Source organism: Rhodococcus sp. BE178, assembly GCF_050433545.1.
GTDB lineage: Bacteria > Actinomycetota > Actinomycetes > Mycobacteriales > Mycobacteriaceae > Prescottella.
This window is the reverse complement of the sequence record NZ_JBNPXA010000002.1, coordinates 574211-594764: the sequence shown is the minus strand read 5'-3', so window position 1 is coordinate 594764 and position 20554 is coordinate 574211. Positions and strand designations below refer to the sequence as shown.

Below are 20554 nucleotides of genomic sequence, written 5' to 3'. Positions count from 1 at the left end.
GGTCAGACGCTGCGCTGCATCACGAAGTCGTGGTGGGTCTGGGCGCCCACCTGGAACGTCTTGGTGCCGACCTTCTCGAAGCCGTTCTTGACATAGAACCGCTGCGCCCGCTCGTTCTCCTGGTTGACGCCCAGCCACACCCCGGCGCAGTTCGCGTTCCGTGCATGATCGACCGCCGCGTCCATCAGCGCCGCCGAGACGCCGGTGCCGTGCCGACCGGGCAGCACGTACAGCTTGCTGATCTCGGTAGTGGGGTGCAGGGACACCGCGGACCGCACCGAATCGTCGTCAGGGGTTCCGTCGATCAGCATCACGTAGCCGACGATCTCCCCGTTGCTGGTGGCCTTGAGCACTGTGCGGGTCGAGTCGGTGAGGTATTCGCTGAACTTCTCCGCGGAGAGCACGTTGTCGATGAACGCCGCGATGTCCTCCCGCGTCGCATGCGGCGGGCACGCGAGCGGGAACGTCACCGCGGCGACGTCGGCCAATGCCTCGGCATCCCAGAGTCCGGCCCGGTCGACGGAAATCGTCACAGCTCCACCTCGTGTACGTCGTGTGTGTCCCGGGTAAGTACACCACTGTCCGGGACGGACTCGAAGACTCGGTCCGGGACGGACTCGAAGACTCGGTCTTGGACGGACCGGATGACTCGGTCCGGGACACACACGGTCAGGCGCCGGTGGGAGCGGATTCGCTCGCGGTGGTGCCGGACGGCACGCGGCGCGGCGCGAATGCGGGCGCGAGCAGGAACAATGCCACCGCGAACAGCAGCGGGGCGACGAATCCGACCCGCAGGTCCGACACCGCCGCGATACCGCCGATGACGGCACCGGCAATCACGGTCCCGGCGTAGTTGAACAGGTTGATGCGGGCGACGACCACGTCGGTCTGGTCCGGGGGCGCGAGCCGGCCCGCGGCACTGAAGCTCAGGGGCGCGATGACGGGGGCGCCGAGGCCGACCACGAAGAATCCGGCGATCGCGAACGCCGGTGCCTGCGCGACGACCACCATCAGAAGACCGATCACGCTGATGATCGCCCCGACCCGCACCACGGCGATCTCGCCGAACTTCCGGACCCAGAGGTCGCCGGTCAGCCGCGAGATCAGCGCGGTCACCTGGTAGGCCGCCATCGCGAGGGCTGCGGTACCGGCATCGGACAGCAGTACCTCCTTGAGATACAGCGGTGAGTAGGTGCCGACGCCGAAGTCGATCGCGTAGAACAGCATCATCGCGATCCCGAGTGCGAGGAACGGTCGTAGCGGGATCGCGACCGGGACGGCGGCAGCGGTCGCGGACCGCTGGTGGCCGGTGTGCAGCAGGCGCGGGCCGATCCATGCACAGATCGCCGCGACCAGTACGGCTGCGACGAGCACGGACGCCATGACCGACAGCTCGAGCGTCGAGAAGACCGCGACGAACCCGGCACCGACGATCGCGCCGACGCTCCACGATGCGTGGAACGACGAGAGGATGACGCGGCCGTACGCGTGCTGAATCGACACCGCCTGCATGTTGGCCGACGCGTCGACGATGCCGAGTCCGATTCCGTAGAACGCGAAGGCGGCCAGGAACGCCGGTGTCGATGTCGCGAGCGCGATCACCACCGCACCGGCCGCAATGACGAACAGGCCCACGCGGAGCGTGGTGCGACTGGAGGTGGCCTTCGCGAGTTGCTCGGCGACGACGCTGCCGACACCCGCGACGACCGAGACACCCACGACCGTCACGGCCACGAGGGTGTCGCTGAACCCGAGGTCCTCCTTGAACTGGGGGAGCTGGGTGAGCAGTACGGCCAGCATGAACCCCTGCAGGCCGAAGGCGACGGAGGCCGAGACGCGCGCGCCGCTAAGGGTTTTCGTGTTTCGAATCACTGGACGAGTGTCCAATATTTCGCTCCGTTTCGTGGGGTTCTCTGCTTCACTGCTCATCATGGCGGTACAACGAACAATTCCCGAATTCCCCGACGATTTCGTCTTCGGTGTCGCGGCAGCGGCGTACCAGATCGAAGGGGCGGTGACCGAGGACGGGCGTGGCCGTTCGATCTGGGACGAATTCTGCTCTGTCCCTGGAGCAATCGTGCGCGGCGAAACCGGCGACATCGCGATCGACCACTATCACCGCTACCGCGACGACGTGCGCCTGATGCGCGAGCTCGGCACCGACTCGTACCGGCTGTCCGTGTCGTGGCCGCGGATCCAGCCCGACGGCAAGGGCGAAGTCAATCCCGCCGGCCTCGACTTCTACGACCGGCTCGTCGACGAACTGTGTGCGGCCGGAATCACGCCGGCGGTCACGCTGTTCCACTGGGATCTGCCGCAGGCCCTCCAGGACGACGGGGGATGGCTGAACCGGGCGACGGCGCAGCGCCTGGCCGAGTACGCCGCCATCGTGGGGGAGCGACTCGGTGACCGGGTCGGAATGTGGATGCCGCTCAACGAGCCCGTCGTACATACGCTCTACGGTCACGCCCTCGGAGTCCACGCGCCCGGGCTGTCGCTCGGCTTCGGCGCACTGCAGGCCGCGCACCATCAGCTGCTCGGCCACGGCCTGTCGGTGCAGGCACTGCGTTCGGCGGGCTGCGGCAACATCGGAATCGCGTCCAACCACGCGCCCGTCCATGCAGCGAGCGACTCCGAGGCCGACATCGAGGCCGCCGACATCTACGACCACATCGTCAACTGGACGTTCGCCGACCCGGTCCTGCTCGGCAAGTATCCGGCCGACGAACTCGCGGCCCTGCTCACCGGACCCGTCGACGACGACCTGGCGATCATCGCCCAGCCACTCGACTGGTTCGGTATCAACTACTACGAGCCCACGATCATCGCCGCGCCCCGGGACGGCGAGGGAACGGAGGGGGTGCTCGAGGTCGATCTGCCGCCAGGGATGCCGTTCGCGCCGGTGCCGCTGGAAGGCTATCCGAAGACCGACTTCGGCTGGCCGATCGTCCCGGACGGCCTGCGGGAGATCCTCACGATCTTCCGGGACCGGTTCGGAGCGGCTTTGCCGCCGGTGTACATCACCGAGAGCGGGTGCTCGTTCCACGACCCGGATCCGGACTCGTCGGGTCGTGTGCGCGACGATCGTCGAATCGCGTATCACGCGGACCACCTGGCCGCAGTTCGCGAGGCGATGGATGCCGGCGTGGACGTCCGTGGCTATTTCCTGTGGTCGATCCTCGACAACTTCGAATGGGCCGCCGGGTACCGCGAACGCTTCGGGCTCGTTCATGTGGACTACGACACTTTGGAGCGGACGCCCAAGGATTCGTACTACTGGTTCCGCGATCTGCTCGCGAAGCGGCACGGCGGGTAGGCGCGACGGGCGGGTGGCGGAGGCTGCCCGCCCGGAAATGAGTGAGCCCCAGCCGTGGATGGGGGGTCAGGGCTGGGGCTCCGCACCATCGGGGGGGATGGCACGCCCGACGATACATGAGGAATCCCTCAGGTTCGAATCGAGCGGGCGCCCCGGAACTCGATGGGGATCGAACGCAAGAAGGGCACCTCCAGTGGAGGTGCCCTTCTCGGTGGTGCGCGATACTGGGATTGAACCAGTGACCTCTTCCGTGTCAGGGAAGCGCTCTCCCGCTGAGCTAATCGCGCGGGTCAAAGATCGGAAGCCCGGAAAACCGGGCTCCCTTGGCCGGCCACCAGGGCCGACCGTGGAGCGGATGACGGGATTCGAACCCGCGACCCTCACCTTGGCAAGGTGATGCGCTACCAGCTGCGCTACATCCGCATGTTGTAACACTCAAGATTCTCAGCAGCATACTGCCTCGAAACTTGGTGCGCGATACTGGGATTGAACCAGTGACCTCTTCCGTGTCAGGGAAGCGCTCTCCCGCTGAGCTAATCGCGCGAGGTGGAGACGGGAATCGAACCCGTGTGCACGGCTTTGCAGGCCGTTGCCTCACCACTCGGCCACTCCACCATAAAAGGTCGAGTCCAACCTCTCGAGCGGATGACGGGATTCGAACCCGCGACCCTCACCTTGGCAAGGTGATGCGCTACCAGCTGCGCTACATCCGCATTCGCACCGGCGGGGCGTTTCCGCTTCCCCGGTGCGGTGAGAACATTAGCGGACCATTCAAGAAAGGCACAAATCAGCAGGTCAGCGGCGAAATATGGCAGACCTTCGGGTCGATTGCGCTGGTGAACGCCCGATGAATACCGGACCGACAGGCACGAACGGTTCTTTCCGGCGTCGGCGAAGCGGGCGGAAGCGAGGCGAAGTGGCGGGGCCGGCGGGGCTGGCGGCGGCGCGCCCATCGAGGCGCTCCTGGAAGTGATTCACCCACGTGCGCGCGTGCGCGCGAGCGCATGCCTGGGAGCGTGGCTGCTAGCGCCGTCCTGAGGACCTGGGTCGCGCGGTGACCGGCGCGCGGTCGGGTGCGATCGGTGAGCTTCGGTACTACGTCGAGGCGTCGCGGGCCCGGAAACGAATAACAACCAGGGGATTCGTGTTCGCGACAAGTGCGTGTTAGTGTTTCGTCTCGTTCGACCGCGAGTGGTTAGCGCGGTTCGGTCCCGTGGCTCAGTGGAAGAGCGTCCCGTTCACACCGGGAAGGTCGCTGGTTCGATCCCAGCCGGGACCACAGAAGATAACCAAGGTCGGGGTTCGCCACGGCTGATTGCAGAATCGCCCCTCTCCGAGGGGCGATTTTTGCGTTCGGGCGGAAATCGTGGATCTGGTCACCGCTACACCCATGTCGTGGGTCTGATTGCGTTCGCCAGGTCGACCAGCGTGTATCGGTGTGTGCGCTCGGCGGTGTTCCGGGCGAGCGTTCGCAGCGCCTCCTCGGCGCCGGCGCGCAGGCTGCGCTGGGTGAACTGGGCCCCCAGGATCAGAGGCAGCGCCGCCGACCGGCCGGACTCGAGCCAGTCCACTGCCACGCCGAGCACGTGCGCGCGCATCTGCAGTGCGCGAGGTTCCGTCTCCGGTAGCCGCTCGACCCGATCGGCCGCTTCCTTGAGATCCCGTTCGCTGATCTCGGCCACCGGTAGGCGACCGACCAGGACCAATACGGTCGTCAGCCGGGCCTCGCCGAAGTGTCGGGAGTCGGGCGGTACCTGGTCGAGTATCCGTACTGCGCCCTGCCGATCGCCGCGGGCCTCGAGCTGCCGCGCGAGACCGAACGCGGCACTGACCAGGCTGTGGTCCGTCTGCCATACGGTCCCGTAGTACCGCTCGGCCACCGCGCGCCACTGCTCGTCGACCACAGCCGGGGAGTCGGTGGACAGGCGGTTGTCGGTACGTCGGTCCAGGATCAGTTCGACGGTCCCGGCCAGTGCCAGCTTCGGTGCCAATTCGCCGGGCAACGCCGAGAGCACCGTGTCGAAACGGGAGAACGCCGCCTCGTACTCCCCGCGGAGCAGGTCGCACAGGCCCTGATACCAGCTGATCCGCCAGCGGCGCGGGTGTTCCCGGGCGAGCTCGGCCAGCCGATCAGCGGCCCGTTGCGCGTCGCCCAGATCGAGGTGGGCGCGAACCTCCATCAGGGGCAGTTCCAGGCTGCCCTCGAGTCGGCTGCGGGGAGCGGCGGCACTGCGTTCACGCGCCACGCGGAGGGTGCCGAGGAGTTCGCGCGGCGTGCTGTGCATCGCTGCGGTGAGTAGCGCGGCCCCGGGATCGGCGGGATCTGCCAGCGGAACGGGCAACGCTCGACCCATTGCGAGCGCGCTCGGGCGCCCGTGGTGGGGCCGGCCGTCGACGAACACATCCGTCCGACGGATAGTCAGGTCGGTGCCGAAGCTCCCGCGTGGGGGGCTGAATTGCTGCGACAGTCCCGGTCGTGGCCGGCCGGACTCCCTGGACGTTATCTCGCGCAGGAGCGCGGTCAACTGGGTGGACATCTCGTCGATCGACGAGAAGCGTTGGGCCGGGTCCGGATTCGTGGCCCGCCGCAGCATGCGGTAGTACGCCTCGTACTGCTGGAACAGTGGTTCGTGGGCTGGATCGGGCAGGCCGTCGAGGTAGCGGCCCTGCTTCGTCGGCAGCGCAACGGTGAGCGACGCGAGGGTGCGCCCGACGGTGTAGATGTCGCTCGCCACGGTGGGCCCGGTCGCCACGATCTCGGGCGCCTGGAAGCCGGGGGTTCCATAGATGAATCCGCAGTCCTCGAACCCGGCGACGGCGCCCATGTCGATCAGTTTGACCTGCCCCTCGCTGACCATGATGTTGTCGGGCTTGAGGTCGTTGTAGATCAGCCCGATCGAGTGCAGGTAGCTCAATGCCGGCAGGATCTCCAGGATGTAGCCGAGGGTCAGGTCGAGCGGCAGCATCCGTGTCGGTCCGACCTCGTCCGCGCTGGTGCGGAGCAGGTCCTTGAGTGTGGTGCCGCCGATGTACTCCATCACGATGTACCCGACGGGGGAGCCGTCCGCGTCGGGATGCTCGACGAAATTGAAGATCTTGACGATGCTCGGATGGGTGACCTCGGCGAGGAAGCGCCGTTCGGCGACCGTCACCGCCTGGGCCTTCGGATCGGCCGCATGCAGCAGTCCTTTGAGTACCACCCAGCGATCGTCGACATTTCGGTCGATGGCGATATAGATCCAGCCGACACCGCCGTGGGCGATGCAGCCCTGCACCTCGTACTGTCCGGCCACCAATTCGCCTGGTTCGAGCCGCGGACCGAACGAGAAACCGGTGCCGCAATTCGCGCACACACCCCGGGTCGGCGCCGTAGCGTCTGCCTGCGTGCGTCCGACAGGGTTGCGGCACTTGGTGCAGTAGCGTTTGTCCTCCGCCAGCACCGGATTGCTGAGCACCGCGGACGAGGGATCGAGCGCCGCGATGACGGGGATCTCGACCAGTCCGTCGCCGATGGTTCGGTGACCCGAGGTGACGCGGGGCCCGCCACGTTGTCCGGCTCGTCTCGACCTGGGGGGCGGCGGCACAGCACCTGTCGCGCCAGCGGTGGTGGCGGCGTCACGGGCGGTCGCCGCAGTGTCGGGAGTGGTCGCAGCAGTATCGGCGGCGGTGGTGTCCGGGGGTTCGGCGCGATCGGTGGCGGCGCTGTCGGCTGTGCCTTCCGTTGGCGGAGTCATCCGGTCAGTCCTGATAGTGGGGTGCGGGGGGACCGGGCGACGGCCCGAGCGCAGTGAGCCAACGGTTGTAGATCTGCGTCCACGTTCCGTCCTTCCTGATGCGCTCGAGCGTGCCGTTGACAGAGCGCACCAGGTCGTCGTCGTTCTTGTTCATGCCGATGCCGTACGGCGCGACCTCCATGACGGGGCCGACGATCTCCAGCGTCGGATCCTGCACCGCCATACCGAGCAGGAGGCCGTCGTCGGTGCTCACCGCATCTACCTGCCCTTGCTGGATGGCGACCAGGCAGTCACCCCAGTCGACCACGCTGACGATTTCGACGTCGGGCACTTCCCGCTGCACGGCGTACACCGCGGGGGTGTCGGCCACGGAACACACCCGCTTGCCCGCCAGGTCCGCCGGTTCGCTGATCGCGGAGTTCCGCGGCACGAGCAACCGCTGATGGGCCTCGAAATACTGGGTGGAGAAGGCGATCTGTTCAGCCCTGGCACAGGTCATCGTCGTGGACATGATGAACATGTCGACATCGGAAGTCTGTACCGACTTGATCCGGTCGGCCGGGTTGATCAGCCGGAACTCGACCTTCGCGGGGTCGCCGAGCAGATCACGGGCGACTTCGTGTGCAATGTCCACGTCGAAGCCCTCGAGCGTGCCGGTGGCGGGGTCGCGGTTGCTGAACAGGTAGTTGCGCTGGTCGACTCCGATGATCACCTTCCCCCGCGCGACGATCTCAGACACGGTGCCTCCGGGAGGAATGACGCCGGGCGGACTCGGGCGCAGGCTGGCGGTGGCATCGCAGTCCGCGACCCCGGGGACGGTCGTCGTCGGGGGAGGGACGATCGTCGCCGCGCTCGGCAGGGGCAGCGTGGTGTAGGTGCCGACAGGCGTCGGCGGCGGGGGGTGGGCGTCGGCGCATCCGACCAGCACACTTGCGCCGACCGCGCAGGCAACCGTCAACCAGCGACGTCCTTTCGGCCGCCGCGCGATGTTCGCGATGCTTCGTGCCGTCATGCTCATCATGTGGCCCCTGAAACCGTGGCCTTCTTCATCAGTTGTACTCGCTTTGTCACTGGTACTCGCTCAAACGGGGCCAGATGCCGGCGCCGACGGCGAATCCGCACAGCACGCCGAGCGTCGCACCGCCGACGTCGAGGTGGCTCAGCGACGAGGAGGAGCGCGCGATGTACTCGCTGGACTGCCCCCGCAGGCTCGCAATCCCACTTTCCAACGTGTCGTCGAGCCGGGTGAACTGCGCCGCCGCATCGTGCGGCCCGCCGCCCACTGCGACGTCGACCGCGCCGACGTAGTCTCCCGCGCCGAGTCGTTGGCGCTGGTCCCGGTGGGCGCTCTCCCAGCCGTCGAGCGCGGCGATGGCGTCGTTCAGCTGGGCATCCGCCGCATCGTTCTGTGCGGTCGTGGCCCGGAAACCGTCGAGTATCCGGGCGAGTTCCGCGGTGTGTTGGGCATATTCCTGTTCGCTCTGAGTGTCGGAATCCCGACGGAGCAGACCCAAGGTCTCGTCGGCGCGGGCCTGCTGGGCCAGGATTCGCGCCCGAACGAGCGCGTCCATCGACTCGGCGGACGCCATCTCGTTTGCGCTGGCGTTGGCCGAGAGCAGTCCGGCGATCGACAGCCAGATCGCCAGCAGGGCCATCAACGCCGAGGCCACGATCAGGCCCGGATTGAAACGGCGATGGCTGAGCCTGGTCAAATACATCTGGGCGCCGATCAGCGCGACCAGCGTGAACATACACAGCGCGATCGCGGTCCACGGCGGCCGAGCAAGGCTCTGTTGGGTGTTCGCTTGGGCGTCGGCCTGTTTGGTGTACAGATGCTGCGCCGCCGGCAGCATGGTGTCGTGCATCAGCGCGGAAGACTCGTTGATGTACGAGACCCCGACCGCGTTTCCGACCCGGCTGTTCGCACGTGCAGTAGAGGCGATTCCGGTGTACGTGGACAGGCCTCTGGAGATCTCCGCGAGCAACTCCTGCGACTGCGTGTCGTTCGCCGAGATGCCGTTCGCCGCCGAGATCAGTGCGGTCGACGCCTCGCCGATCGCCTGACGGTAGCGGTATCGGATGGCCTGCGGTGCCACTCTGCCCGAGAGGAACCCTGCCGTGGCGGCCGCATCCGCGATCGACAGCGAGCTGTAGAGCTCCTGGGCGGAGTTGGTGAGTGGCCCTGTCTCCAGATGCAGGGTGTCGATCCGCTTCTCGCGGGCGACGATCGCGACGGAAGTCAGGGCGCCCGCGAGGAGCACGATCGTGATCAACCCCACCCCGATGAGCGCCAGCTTGCCGGGCGTGGAGGAGACCAACCCGCGCGCCGACCGAGGACTGGGCTCGGGATCGATGAGACGCGTTTCGTCGAGAGTTGGGCCTGGACCGGCCGTGCCGGAACCGCGGCGGAGAAACACCGGCGTCACTCCTCCCGGGCGGTGAGGGTTCGACTTCCGACGGTGGCGATCCAATCCGCGTGATTCACCGCCGACGGTCGGGAGATGCGACAACGAATACGTGGCCGGGTCTGCCCGTACCCATCTTCCTACCGTCGGCGCCGTGGCGGGTGGATCCGGTCGACCATCGCCGTCGGTACGCTGGATCTGTCGGTAGGTCGACTGGCAGAAAACTCGAAGCGACGGTGGGTGTGGACGTGTGGGTGACCGAACTGTGAACGACCGAACGGTCGGCGGGAAGGCCGGCGCCGGGTCGGGCCACGACGGCTTCCATCCGATCGAGGCACTCGAAGAAGTCGAGAACCGCTGGCGCCGTCGACGCCGGCGGATCGCCGCGAACACCTCACTGAATCTCGCCTACCGGATCGGTGTCGGGATCGTCGGTCTCCTCGTTCTCTCGGCCGGAATCGTGGCAATTCCGTACCCCGGGCCGGGTTGGCTGATCGTCTTCGCCGGGCTGGGCATCCTCGCGTCCGAATTCGCGTGGGCGCACCGATTGCTGCACTGGGTACGCGCTCGCTACGACCGCTTCATGGTGTGGTTCTCGCGCCAGTCCGTCGTCATCAAGGCACTCGGCGTGCTCTTCACCACGATCGTCGTCATCGCGACTCTGTGGGTGCTCGGCACGTTCGGCCTGATCGGAACGTGGGTGGGGCTCGATCAGTCGTGGTTGGAGAGCCCCCTGTAGCCGTCTGTCGGCGCGACGGCGGGACGGTGCCACTGATGGCGACGCGGTGCCGATAACATGGGATCGCCCCTCATCCCGGGGCACACCCTCATACCTAGGAGCGCATCGCCGTGACCACGCCCGCATCCGCCACCCCAGCCGCACGCGTCCGAGTGCCCGCCGGGACGACCGCGGGCACGGCGGTGCGCGAGGCCGGACTGCCCGGTAAGGGCTCCGACGCCGTCGTCGTCGTCCGCGATGCCGAGGGTCAGCTCAAGGACCTGTCCTGGATTCCCGACGTCGACGTCGAGGTCGAGGCGGTTGCCGCCGACACCGAGGACGGCCGCAGCGTGATCCGGCACTCGGCCGCGCACGTCCTCGCGCAGGCCGTGCAGCAGGAGTTCCCCGAGGCCAAGCTCGGCATCGGCCCGCCGATCAAGGACGGCTTCTACTACGACTTCCAGGTGGACCGCCCGTTCACGCCGGAGGATCTGGCGAAGCTCGAGAAGCGGATGAAGAAGATCATCAAGGATGCGCAGCGCTTCTCCCGCCGCGTCGTCGACGACATCGAGGACGCCCGCACCGAACTCGCGAACGAGCCGTTCAAGCTCGAGCTCATCAGCGACAAGTCGGGCATCGACGACCCCGAGGTCATGGAGGTCGGCGGCAACGAGCTGACGATCTACGACAACCTCAATCCGCGCACCGGCGAGGTGATCTGGAAGGACCTGTGCCGCGGCCCGCACATCCCGACCACGAAGTACATCCCGGCGTTCAAGATCACCCGCAGCTCGGCCGCGTACTGGCGCGGTGATCAGAGCCGTGAGGACCTGCAGCGCGTCTACGGCACGGCGTGGGAGTCGACCGAAGCGCTCGACAAGCACCTCGAGCTGCTCGCCGAGGCCGAGCGTCGCGACCACCGCAAGCTCGGTGCCGAGCTGGACCTGTTCTCCTTCCCCGACGAGCTGGGCTCCGGCCTGCCGGTGTTCCACCCCAAGGGCGGCATCATCCGTCAGGAGATGGAGAACTACTCCCGCCAGCGCCACGTGCAGGAGGGCTACGAGTTCGTCTACTCGCCGCACATCACCAAGGGACATCTGTACGAGGTCTCCGGTCACCTCGACTGGTACCGCGACGGCATGTTCCCGGCGATGCACATCGACGAGGAACTCAACGAGGACGGCACGGTGCGCAAGCCGGGCCAGGACTACTACCTCAAGCCGATGAACTGCCCGATGCACAACCTGGTCTTCGGGTCGCGTGGCCGTTCGTACCGCGAGCTGCCGCTGCGGCTGTTCGAGTTCGGTTCGGTGTACCGCTACGAGAAGTCCGGCGTCGTGCACGGCCTCACTCGCGTCCGCGGCATGACGCAGGACGACGCGCACATCTACTGCACCAAGGAGCAGATGCGCGACGAGCTGACCACGACGCTGAAGTTCGTGCTGGGCCTGCTCAAGGACTACGGCCTCGACGACTTCTACCTGGAGCTGTCGACCAAGAACCCCGACAAGTTCGTGGGCGACGACGCGCTGTGGGAAGAGGCGACCGAGACGCTGCGCGAGGTCGGTGAGGCGTCCGGGCTGAACCTGGTGCCGGATCCGGGCGGAGCCGCGTTCTACGGCCCCAAGATCTCCGTGCAGGTGCAGGACGCACTGGGCCGCAGCTGGCAGATGTCGACCATTCAGCTCGACTTCAACCTGCCCGAGCGGTTCGACCTCGAGTTCACCGGTTCGGACGGCACCAAGCAGCGACCGGTGATGATCCACCGCGCGCTGTTCGGCTCGATCGAGCGGTTCTTCGGCGTGCTCACCGAGCACTACGCGGGCGCGTTCCCGGCGTGGCTCGCGCCCGTCCAGGTGGTCGGTATCCCGGTCGCCGAGGCGTTCGAGGATCACCTGTTCGACGTCGTCAAGCAGCTCAAGGCCGCCGGCGTTCGGGCCGACGTGGACGTCAGCGACGACCGCATGCAGAAGAAGATCCGGAACCACACCACCCAGAAGGTGCCGTTCATGCTGCTCGCGGGCGAGCGGGACGTCGAGGCGGGCGCGGTCAGCTTCCGCTTCCGTGACGGCACCCAGGTCAACGGCGTACCGGTCGCGGATGCGGTCGAGACGATCGTGTCGTGGATCGGCCGTCGCGAGAACGCCTCGCCCACAGCCGAACTCGTCGGCGGTGCCCAGTGACCGAGCAGTCGAACGGCACCAACGAAGCCGGTGCGCTCGTCGACACGGGTCCGGGTGACCCGGATCGGCTGCAGCGGCTGTGGTCGCCGCACCGCATGTCGTACATCGCGGAGGCGCCCAAGACGTCCAGCACGAGCGAGGGCCCGTTCAGCGAGATCCCGAAGATGAGCGACGAAGAGGGGCTCATCGTCGCTCGTGGCGAGTCGGTGTACGCGGTGCTCAACCTGTACCCGTACAACCCCGGTCACCTGATGGTGGTGCCGTACCGGCGGGTCGCGGCGATCGAGGATCTGACGCCGGAGGAGAGCGCCGAGCTGATGGCGTTCACGCAGAAGGCGATCCGGGTCATCAAGCGGGTCTCGCGTCCGGACGGCTTCAACGTAGGACTCAATCTCGGGGCGGCGGCCGGAGGTTCGCTGGCCGAGCACCTGCACCAGCACATCGTTCCGCGCTGGGGTGGGGACGCGAACTTCATCACCATCCTCGGGGGTGCGAAGGTGATGCCGCAGTTGCTGCGCGAGACGCGTGCGCTGCTCGCGGGGGCCTGGAGCGAGTGATCGACAGAGTCGGCCGGGTCCCTCGGGGATTCGGAATGGCAGGATCGGAAGCCGGGTCCGACAGGGCCCGGCACCTCTACCGGTGGCGAGAGGGGGGAGCGGAATGCTGAGTTTCTTCGGCCGTGCGTCGGTGTCCAAGGTGACGGCGCCGATGGGTCAGGCACTGGTGAAGACCGGGCTGACGCCGGACACGGTGACGGTGATCGGCACCGTCGCGAGTATCGCGGGTGCGCTCACGCTCTTCCCGTCCGGTCATTTGTTCTGGGGAACCATCTTCATCTGGTTCTTCGTGATGTTCGACATGCTCGACGGTGCCATGGCGCGTGCCCGAGGGGGCGGCACGCGCTACGGGGCGGTGCTCGATGCCACGTGCGACCGGATCGCCGACGGCGCGATCTTCGCCGGTCTGGCGTGGTGGGCCGTCTACCACGAGAACAGCAAGAGCCTGCTGATCGCGACATTGATCTGCCTCGTGAGCTCGCAGGTGATCTCGTACGCGAAGGCGCGGGCGGAGGCCAGCGGCCTGTCCGCGGACGGTGGGCTCATCGAGCGTCCGGACCGGTTGATCATCGTGCTCGTCGGTGCCGGACTCACCGGTATCGCAGGACATTTCGACATCGGCTGGTTGCACTGGGCGGTCTACGTCGCGATGTGGATCCTCGCCGTCGCGAGCATCATCACCGTCTTCCAGCGTGTCCTCGCGGTACGTAATTCGGCGGGTGCGCGGGATCTGCTGCCGATCGCACCGAAGGGTGTCGACGAGAAGCCCGGTGGCGGAGAGGAATCCGCGTCGTGAGTTTCTCGGAACGGGTGACGGATCTCGGCTACGCGACGGGGTGGCGCGTCGTCCGAGCCCTGCCCGAGCGGGTGGCAACGGCATTGTTCGACGTGGGTGCCGACTTCGCGGCACGCCGGAACGGTGGCCCGCAGCAGTTGCGCCGGAACCTCGCTCGGGTGCTGGGTGTGCCAGCCGAGGACGTGCCGGACGAGGTGATCCGGGACTCCCTCCGGTCGTACGCCCGCTACTGGCGGGAAGCGTTCCGCCTGCCGTCGATGGATCTGGAGGCGACCGCGGCGGCGATCGATTCGAGTGTCGAGGGTCAGGAGTACCTCGAACACGCGATGGCCCAGGGCCGCGGTGCGGTACTGGCCTTGCCACACACCGGCAACTGGGACATGGCCGGCGTGTGGTGCACCCAGAACTGGGGTGGTCTGTCGACCGTGGCCGAACGCCTGAAGCCGGAGTCGCTGTACCAGCGCTTCGTCGACTACCGCGAGGGGCTCGGATTCGAGATCTTCCCACTCAGCGGTGGCGAGACCCCGCCGTTCGGCGAGCTCGCGGCACGCCTGCGGGACAACAAGATCGTGTGCCTGCTCGGCGAGCGGGACCTGGCCGCCAGGGGAGTTCCGGTCACGTTCTTCGGTGAACCGACCCGGATGCCCGCCGGGCCGGCGAAGCTCGCGATCGAAACCGGTGCGGCCCTGTTGCCCGTGCACTGCTGGTTCACGGACGACGGTTGGGGTTTCTCGGTCGATCCGCCGATCGACGTCTCGGGCGGGCTGAGCGCCGCCACCCAGGCGTTGGCGTCGCGTTTCGAGACGAACATCGCGGCGCACCCGGCAGACTGGCACATGCTCCAACCGCTGTGGTTGGACGACCTGTCGGCAGCCCGCCGGGCCCGGATGGAGTCGCGATGAAGATCGGCATGGTCTGCCCGTACTCCTTCGACGTTCCGGGCGGTGTGCAGGCGCACGTCGTCGAACTGGCACAGGTGCTGATCGAACGCGGTCACAAGGTGAGCGTCCTCGCGCCGGCGTCCGAGGGCACCGAACTCCCGGATTTCGTGGTCTCGGCCGGTCGGGCCGTCGCGATTCCCTACAACGGTTCGGTGGCCCGACTGACGTTCGGCCCCGTCTCCTATGCGCGGGTGCGCCGCTGGATCGCCGACAACGATTTCGACGTGCTCCACATCCACGAACCCAACGCGCCGAGCCTGTCGATGCTCGCAATGAAGATCGCGGAGGGGCCGATCGTCGCGACGTTCCACACGTCCACCACGAAATCGTTGGTGCTCAGCACTTTCCAGGGCGTCCTACAGCCCTATCTCGAGAAGATCAGCGGCCGGATCGCGGTGTCGGAACTGGCGCGTCGCTGGCAGGTCGAGTCGCTCGGCTCCGATGCGGTGGAGATCCCGAACGGCGTGGATGTGCCGGCGTTCGCGAACGCCGTACCGCTGCCCGGCTATCCGCGCCCCGGCAAGACGGTCCTGTTCCTCGGACGCTACGACGAATCCCGCAAGGGCATGGCGGTGTTGTTGGGGGCGCTGCCGACGCTCGCCGAGAAGTACCCGGACATCGAGATTCTCGTGGTGGGTCGCGGCGACGAGGACAAACTCCGCAAGGAAGCCGGACGGTACGCCCGGCACCTGCGCCTGCTCGGGCAGGTGAGCGACGCGGAGAAGGCGTCGGCGCTGCGCAGCGCCGACGTGTACTGCGCGCCCAACCTCGGCGGCGAGAGCTTCGGCATCGTGCTGGTGGAGGCGATGGCCGCCGGGACCCCGGTCGTGGCCAGCGAACTGGACGCGTTCCGCCGGGTGCTGCGCGACGGCACCGCGGGCCTGTTGGTGCCGGTCGGCGACTCGGTGTCGCTCGCCGCCGCGATCGACGGCGTCCTCGGCGACGACGGCCGCCGTCGCGCGCTCACCGACGTGGCGAGTGTGGTGGTGGCCGAGTACGACTGGCCGGTGGTCGCCGAGCAGATCCTGCGGGTCTACGAGACGGTCACCGTCGGCGGCAGCGGCGTCCGTGAGGTTCGCTCGTGACATTCTCCGCGATGACGATCCTGATCCTCGCGCTGGTTGCCGCGGTGATCGTGACGGTCGGGGCGTGGGCCTATGCGACCGCCAATCGGCTCGACCGGTTGCACGTGCGCTCCGATCTGTCCTGGCAGGCCCTCGATGCCGCGCTCGCGCGCCGGGCCGTCGTGGTCCGCGCGATCGCGTCGGCGATGACGTCCACCTCGGTCGAGGGCAAGCGACTGTCGGCGTTGGCGGACCAGGCCGAACGGGCGGACCGGGCGCATCGAGAGGTCGCCGAGAACGCGCTGTCCGGCGCTCTGACGGCGCTCGACACCCATCGTCTGCGACCCCAGCTGGTCGCCGAGCTGGCCGACGCCGAGGCGCGGGTACTGATCGCGCGGCGCTTCCACAACGACGCCGTGCGCGACACCCTCGCCCTGCGCACGCGCCGACCGGTGCGGTGGCTCCACCTGGGCGGTACCGCACCGCTGCCGACGTACTTCGAGATCGCCGAACGGTCCGAGCCGTCGGGGCTCGAGCTCGCCGAGGTCCGGACCTCGGCGCGGGTGGTGCTGCTCGACCGCAACGGTCGGGTCCTGCTCATGCGGGGCCACGATCCCGCGACCCCCGAGGTGTCGTTCTGGTTCACGATCGGCGGTGCCGTGGAGACGGGGGAGACCCTCCGTGCGGCGGCGGTGCGGGAGATCGAGGAGGAGACCGGTCGTGTGGTCCCGCCGGACGCCCTGCGCGGTCCGTTGTGGCGGCGCGTCGCGATCTTCCCGTTCGCGGGTGAACTGATCCGGTCCGAGGAACTGTTCTTCGCCGCGCAGACTGACGAGTTCGTCCCGCACCGAGGCGGATTCACCGAACTGGAACAGCGCACGATCAGCGAACACCGGTGGTGCACCGGGGCCGAGATCCGCGCGATCCAGAACGGTGGGGAGGCGGTGTATCCGCAGGATCTGCCCGATCTGCTGGAGGAGGCGAACATGGCGGTTATCCGGATCGAGGAACCCGAGGTTCGCGCGATCCGGTGATGTGACCGACGCCACAGCAAGCCAGCTATCGGGCACTGGATATGGGTGGTTCCGCGACGGCGTCCTAGAATTGCCAATGCGCTGCGGTGCCGCGACGGCCCGTCAGCGTCAGAAGTGTCAGATCTTCATCCGAAGCCGGCGAGAACCCAGGAGTTTGCTGTGAGCACCCCCGACACCACCCCCACTACCGGCACTGCACGCGTCAAGCGGGGCATGGCCGAGATGCTCAAGGGCGGCGTCATCATGGACGTGGTCACCGCCGAGCAGGCCAAGATCGCCGAGGACGCCGGCGCTGTCGCGGTCATGGCGCTCGAGCGTGTGCCCGCCGACATCCGCGCGCAGGGCGGCGTCTCGCGCATGTCGGACCCGGACATGATCGACGGCATCATCGAGGCCGTCTCCATCCCCGTGATGGCCAAGGCCCGCATCGGCCACTTCGTCGAGGCGCAGATCCTGCAGTCCCTCGGCGTGGACTACATCGACGAGTCCGAGGTCCTCACCCCGGCCGACTACGAGAACCACATCGACAAGTTCTCGTTCACCGTCCCGTTCGTGTGTGGCGCCACCAACCTCGGTGAGGCCCTGCGTCGCATCAACGAGGGCGCGGCGATGATCCGCTCCAAGGGCGAGGCCGGCACCGGCGACGTCTCCAACGCCACCACCCACATGCGCAAGATCCGCCAGGAGATCCGCCGCCTGACCTCGCTGCCCGAGGACGAACTGTACGTCGCGGCCAAGGAACTGCAGGCCCCCTACGACCTCGTCGTCGAGGTCGCCAAGGCCGGCAAGCTGCCCGTCACCCTGTTCACTGCCGGCGGCATCGCGACCCCCGCGGACGCGGCGATGATGATGCAGCTCGGCGCCGAGGGCGTGTTCGTCGGCTCCGGCATCTTCAAGTCCGGCAACCCCGCCGAGCGCGCCGCCGCGATCGTCAAGGCCACCACCTTCCACGACGACCCCGACGTGCTCGCCAAGGTCTCCCGCGGACTCGGCGAGGCCATGGTCGGCATCAACGTCGACGACATCCCGCAGCCGCACCGCCTCGCCGAGCGCGGCTGGTGATCTGACTTCGGTCGATCGAGATCTCTGACGCGGTGAGGGCCCGAAGCGGCCCTCACCGCGTTTCTCTTTGCGCGTTGCTAGCCTGATCCATCGGCGAAAGGGACCGTCATGGCGAAGATCGAACAGATCCTGGAACTCGAGCGACTCGAGAAGGACATCTTCCGCGGTATCGCAACCGAGACGATGCTCCCGCGGACCTTCGGCGGCCAGGTGGCCGGCCAGGCGCTGGTGTCCGCGGTGCGCACCGTGGACGAACAGTTCCACGTCCATTCGCTGCACGGGTACTTCCTGCGCCCGGGCAACCCGGTGATGCCGATCGTCTACCTGGTGGACCGGATCCGGGACGGCCGCTCGTTCGTGACGCGGCGGGTCACAGCAGTTCAGGACGGCCAGGCGATCTTCACGATGTCCGCCTCGTTCCACGTCCTCGACGAGGGAATCGAGCACCGGGACGAGATGCCGCCGGTGCCCGATCCGGAGGACCTGCCGGACGCGTCGACCCTCACGTCGGAGGAGCAGTCGTGGGAGTTCCGCGAGTGGGCCGATTGGGACCTGCGGTACGTGCCGGCCGAGCAGATCCAGCGCCGTCGCGGGGTGCCGGTGCAGCAGCAGGTGTGGTTCCGGTCCCGCGAGGCGCTCCCGGACGACCCCGTCTTCCACATCTGCACCCTCGCGTACATGAGTGACATGACGCTGCTGGCCTCGGCGAGCACCACCCATCCGGACGCGCAGATCCAGAGCGCGTCACTCGATCACGCGTTGTGGTTCATGCGGCCGTTCCGGGCCGACGATTGGCTCCTCTACGACCAGTCGTCGCCGTCGGCGGGCTTCGGGCGCGCGCTCACCCAGGGCCGCATCTTCAACCGCGAAGGTGTTCTGGTGGCCGCGGTGGTTCAGGAAGGGCTCACCCGGTTCCTGCGGCGGGACTGATCGCGGGCGTCCGGCGCGTGCACCGGCGTCCTCGCGCGGCTGATAGCGTTTCCGGGGTCAATAGCCTCGAATAGTGCAGGAATTTCACTCGTGACAAATCAACCGACGATCGGCGTGCTCGCACTACAGGGCGACGTTCGCGAACACCTCGCGGCACTCGAATCGAGTGGGGCGCGAGCGATCGGTGTGCGCAGGCTCGCGGAACTCGAATCCGTGGACGGACTGGTCATTCCGGGCGGTGAGTCGACGACCATGAGTCGGTTGCTGACGGTCTTCGAACTGCTCGAGCCGCTCCGTGCCCGACTCAAGGCCGGCATGCCCGCCTACGGTTCGTGCGCGGGCATGATCCTGCTCGCCAGTGAAGTCCTCGACACGCGGCCCGACGCCGAGCACCTCAACGGTCTCGATATGACGGTGCGGCGCAACGCTTTCGGTCGCCAGGTGGATTCGTTCGAGGCCGATCTCGATTTCGACGGTATCGATGGCGACCCGGTACGCGCCGTGTTCATCCGCGCCCCGTGGGTGGAGCGGGTCGGTCCCGGCGTCGACGTGCTGGCGCGGGTACCGGAAGGCCCTGCCGCCGGACACATCGTCGCGGTGCGGCAGGGCACCGTCCTGGCCACGTCGTTCCATCCCGAGGTCACCGGGGACCGGCGTGTGCACGGGCTGTTCGTGGACATGGTGCGGGGGAACTGACCCCCCGCACCGGGTCACCGGCGGGCGACCGTCACCACGCGTTCAGGGTGTCCAGGATCTGGGGACGGGACTTCCACAGTTCCTCCGACCAGTACCCCCACGCGTGGGTGCCGCGGGGGGTGAAGTCGTACGTCGCGGGAATACCGAGGCTGTCCAACCGAACCTGGAATGAGCGCGTGTTCGCCAAGGCGATCGTCTCGAGTCCCATGGCGTTGGACGTGTTGAACGAGGTCACCGAGCCGGACGAGCCCAGCGATCCCGACAGGTCGGACGATCCCAGTGAGCCGAGCAGCGCACCTGGGGCGTCGTACTGTCCGGGCAGTCCGTTGCCCGACGCGATGTACAGCGACAGGCCGCGAAGCTGCGGTGCGAACACGAACGGGTCGTTGCGCATCCAGGCCCCGTTCCAGGGCGGACCCCACATCGAGTCGGAGTTGTAGCCACCGGAGTCGAGCATCGCGATGCGGATCAACTCGCGCATGCCGGGAGCCGACAGATTGAGGTAGCCGGAGTACGAACCGGCGAACTTGAACTGGTCGCGGTGATACGCGGCGAGGGTCAGTGCGGCCGAGCCGCCCATCGACAGACCGGTCACCGCGTTGTTGCTGCGCGAGACGCCGCGGGTTTCGAGGTACGCGGGCAGATCCCGGGTGAGGAATGTTTCCCACTTGTAAGTGATCTTCTGCCCGTTGAAGTTGCTGGGCGCGTACCAGTCCGAATAGAAGCTGGACTGGCCGCCGACCGGCAACACCAGGGTGACGTTGTCGAGGCGGAACTGGTCGAACGCGTTGGTCTCGAAGCTCCACGCGTTCGCGTCGTCGCGGGCGCGCATGCCGTCGAGCAGGTACAGCGCGGCGTTCCCGCCGCGCGACGCCCACTGGATCTGGACCTTGATCGGGCCCATCTCCGAATTGACGAACACTTCCTCGTAGCCGCCCGCCGGCGCGGCCGATGCGACCGGGGCCCCGGCGATGGCCGCGAACAGCGGAAGCGCGAGTGCCGCTGCTGCGACACCGATCAGACGCTTCTTCAGTCGCTTCGAGAAACCTGCTCTGTCAGTGCGCATTCGTTCGCCTTTCCCCCAACGGCCTGGCATGTTGTCGTGTGCGCCCCCGCGC

At 67.4% G+C, this 20554-nt stretch carries 18 protein-coding genes and 6 tRNA genes; 13 read left to right on the top strand and 11 right to left on the bottom strand.

The annotated features are described in order from the left end of the window. Positions 1-2 precede the first annotated feature (2 nt). Positions 3-533 carry a GNAT family N-acetyltransferase gene (locus J2X34_RS06800; protein ID WP_114724180.1) on the bottom strand — a complete coding sequence of 177 codons (531 nt, stop codon included), beginning with the start codon at positions 531-533 and terminating at the stop codon, positions 3-5. 136 nt (positions 534-669) lie between these two features. Beyond that, positions 670-1872 (bottom strand): MFS transporter, encoded by a 1203-nt coding sequence (locus J2X34_RS06795; protein WP_114724179.1) that lies wholly within the window; start codon positions 1870-1872, stop codon positions 670-672. A 58-nt stretch (positions 1873-1930) separates the two neighbouring features. Between J2X34_RS06795 and J2X34_RS06790 the strand changes: the two genes are divergently transcribed. Beyond that, on the top strand, positions 1931-3316 hold the full coding sequence (locus J2X34_RS06790) for a GH1 family beta-glucosidase (protein WP_429516401.1): 1386 nt from the start codon (positions 1931-1933) through the stop codon (positions 3314-3316). A 212-nt stretch (positions 3317-3528) separates the two neighbouring features. Here J2X34_RS06790 and J2X34_RS06785 read toward each other — a convergent pair. From J2X34_RS06785 to J2X34_RS06765, 5 genes are all read right to left on the bottom strand, one after another. Next, positions 3529-3603: transfer RNA gene (locus J2X34_RS06785), tRNA-Val, on the bottom strand. 60 nt (positions 3604-3663) lie between these two features. Further along, positions 3664-3739: transfer RNA gene (locus J2X34_RS06780), tRNA-Gly, on the bottom strand. A 45-nt stretch (positions 3740-3784) separates the two neighbouring features. After that, positions 3785-3859: transfer RNA gene (locus J2X34_RS06775), tRNA-Val, on the bottom strand. 1 nt (position 3860) lies between these two features. After that, a tRNA-Cys gene (locus J2X34_RS06770) sits at positions 3861-3931 on the bottom strand. Between the two features lie 25 nt (positions 3932-3956). Then, a tRNA-Gly gene (locus J2X34_RS06765) sits at positions 3957-4029 on the bottom strand. Between J2X34_RS06765 and J2X34_RS06760 the strand changes: the two genes are divergently transcribed. Next, entirely contained in the window at positions 4000-4167 is a 168-nt protein-coding gene (locus J2X34_RS06760) for a hypothetical protein (RefSeq protein ID WP_429516400.1), read from the top strand. The genes J2X34_RS06765 and J2X34_RS06760 overlap by 30 nt on opposite strands. Before the next feature lie 356 nt (positions 4168-4523). Further along, a tRNA-Val gene (locus J2X34_RS06755) sits at positions 4524-4595 on the top strand. A 103-nt stretch (positions 4596-4698) separates the two neighbouring features. Here J2X34_RS06755 and J2X34_RS06750 read toward each other — a convergent pair. The 3 genes from J2X34_RS06750 to J2X34_RS06740 are packed head-to-tail and all read right to left on the bottom strand — an operon-like array spanning position 4699 to position 9368. After that, entirely contained in the window at positions 4699-7050 is a 2352-nt protein-coding gene (locus J2X34_RS06750; RefSeq protein WP_114724177.1) for a serine/threonine-protein kinase, read from the bottom strand. 4 nt (positions 7051-7054) lie between these two features. Continuing rightward, entirely contained in the window at positions 7055-8062 is a 1008-nt protein-coding gene (locus J2X34_RS06745; RefSeq protein ID WP_258558161.1) for a glutamate ABC transporter substrate-binding protein, read from the bottom strand. 55 nt (positions 8063-8117) lie between these two features. Next, entirely contained in the window at positions 8118-9368 is a 1251-nt protein-coding gene (locus J2X34_RS06740) for a hypothetical protein (RefSeq protein ID WP_258558160.1), read from the bottom strand. Positions 9369-9783: 415 nt separating this feature from the next. Here J2X34_RS06740 and J2X34_RS06735 point away from each other — a divergent pair, with 415 nt between their 5' ends. The 10 genes from J2X34_RS06735 to pdxT all read left to right on the top strand — a co-directional run bounded on the left by J2X34_RS06735 (position 9784) and on the right by pdxT (position 19436). Further along, complete coding sequence (locus tag J2X34_RS06735) at positions 9784-10194, top strand: TIGR02611 family protein (RefSeq protein WP_174914651.1); 411 nt, start codon at positions 9784-9786, stop codon at positions 10192-10194. 110 nt (positions 10195-10304) lie between these two features. Then, positions 10305-12356, top strand: coding sequence for a threonine--tRNA ligase (gene thrS, locus J2X34_RS06730; protein ID WP_114724174.1), 2052 nt, complete (start codon positions 10305-10307; stop codon positions 12354-12356). Next, positions 12353-12913 (top strand): HIT family protein, encoded by a 561-nt coding sequence (locus J2X34_RS06725; RefSeq protein ID WP_114724173.1) that lies wholly within the window; start codon positions 12353-12355, stop codon positions 12911-12913. Before thrS ends, J2X34_RS06725 begins: the two co-directional genes overlap by 4 nt. A gap of 103 nt (positions 12914-13016) precedes the next feature. Beyond that, positions 13017-13709, top strand: a complete 693-nt coding sequence (gene pgsA, locus J2X34_RS06720; protein WP_114724172.1) for a phosphatidylinositol phosphate synthase — start codon at positions 13017-13019, stop codon at positions 13707-13709. Beyond that, positions 13706-14611, top strand: coding sequence for a phosphatidylinositol mannoside acyltransferase (locus tag J2X34_RS06715; RefSeq protein ID WP_429516399.1), 906 nt, complete (start codon positions 13706-13708; stop codon positions 14609-14611). Before pgsA ends, J2X34_RS06715 begins: the two co-directional genes overlap by 4 nt. Next, positions 14608-15735: a glycosyltransferase family 4 protein gene (locus J2X34_RS06710; protein WP_114724170.1), complete on the top strand. Its 1128-nt coding sequence runs from the start codon at positions 14608-14610 to the stop codon at positions 15733-15735. The genes J2X34_RS06715 and J2X34_RS06710 overlap by 4 nt, the downstream gene beginning before the upstream one ends. Then, on the top strand, positions 15732-16748 hold the full coding sequence (locus J2X34_RS06705) for an NUDIX hydrolase (protein WP_114724169.1): 1017 nt from the start codon (positions 15732-15734) through the stop codon (positions 16746-16748). Before J2X34_RS06710 ends, J2X34_RS06705 begins: the two co-directional genes overlap by 4 nt. Positions 16749-16907: 159 nt before the next feature. Continuing rightward, on the top strand, positions 16908-17810 hold the full coding sequence (pdxS, locus tag J2X34_RS06700; RefSeq protein ID WP_174909860.1) for a pyridoxal 5'-phosphate synthase lyase subunit PdxS: 903 nt from the start codon (positions 16908-16910) through the stop codon (positions 17808-17810). A gap of 108 nt (positions 17811-17918) precedes the next feature. Further along, the gene (locus tag J2X34_RS06695) at positions 17919-18740 is read left to right on the top strand and encodes an acyl-CoA thioesterase (protein WP_114722623.1); all 822 of its coding nucleotides are present in this window, start codon (positions 17919-17921) and stop codon (positions 18738-18740) included. A gap of 90 nt (positions 18741-18830) precedes the next feature. Then, the gene (pdxT, locus tag J2X34_RS06690) at positions 18831-19436 is read left to right on the top strand and encodes a pyridoxal 5'-phosphate synthase glutaminase subunit PdxT (RefSeq protein ID WP_114722624.1); all 606 of its coding nucleotides are present in this window, start codon (positions 18831-18833) and stop codon (positions 19434-19436) included. 31 nt (positions 19437-19467) lie between these two features. Here pdxT and J2X34_RS06685 read toward each other — a convergent pair whose 3' ends face one another. Continuing rightward, a complete protein-coding gene (locus J2X34_RS06685) occupies positions 19468-20502 on the bottom strand; it encodes an alpha/beta hydrolase (protein ID WP_114722625.1) in 1035 nt (344 codons plus the stop codon). Positions 20503-20554 lie beyond the last annotated feature (52 nt).

Excerpts from the sequence above, each read along its gene's own strand:
- J2X34_RS06745 (WP_258558161.1), bottom strand. The coding sequence starts at position 8,062 with ATGACGGCACGAAGCATCGCGAACATCGCGCGGCGGCCGAAAGGACGT.
- J2X34_RS06710 (WP_114724170.1), top strand. The coding sequence starts at position 14,608 with ATGAAGATCGGCATGGTCTGCCCGTACTCCTTCGACGTTCCGGGCGGT.
- J2X34_RS06750 (WP_114724177.1), bottom strand. The coding sequence starts at position 7,050 with ATGACTCCGCCAACGGAAGGCACAGCCGACAGCGCCGCCACCGATCGC.
- J2X34_RS06685 (WP_114722625.1), bottom strand. The coding sequence starts at position 20,502 with ATGCGCACTGACAGAGCAGGTTTCTCGAAGCGACTGAAGAAGCGTCTG.
- J2X34_RS06790 (WP_429516401.1), top strand. The coding sequence starts at position 1,931 with ATGGCGGTACAACGAACAATTCCCGAATTCCCCGACGATTTCGTCTTC.
- J2X34_RS06695 (WP_114722623.1), top strand. The coding sequence starts at position 17,919 with ATGGCGAAGATCGAACAGATCCTGGAACTCGAGCGACTCGAGAAGGAC.
- pgsA (WP_114724172.1), top strand. The coding sequence starts at position 13,017 with ATGCTGAGTTTCTTCGGCCGTGCGTCGGTGTCCAAGGTGACGGCGCCG.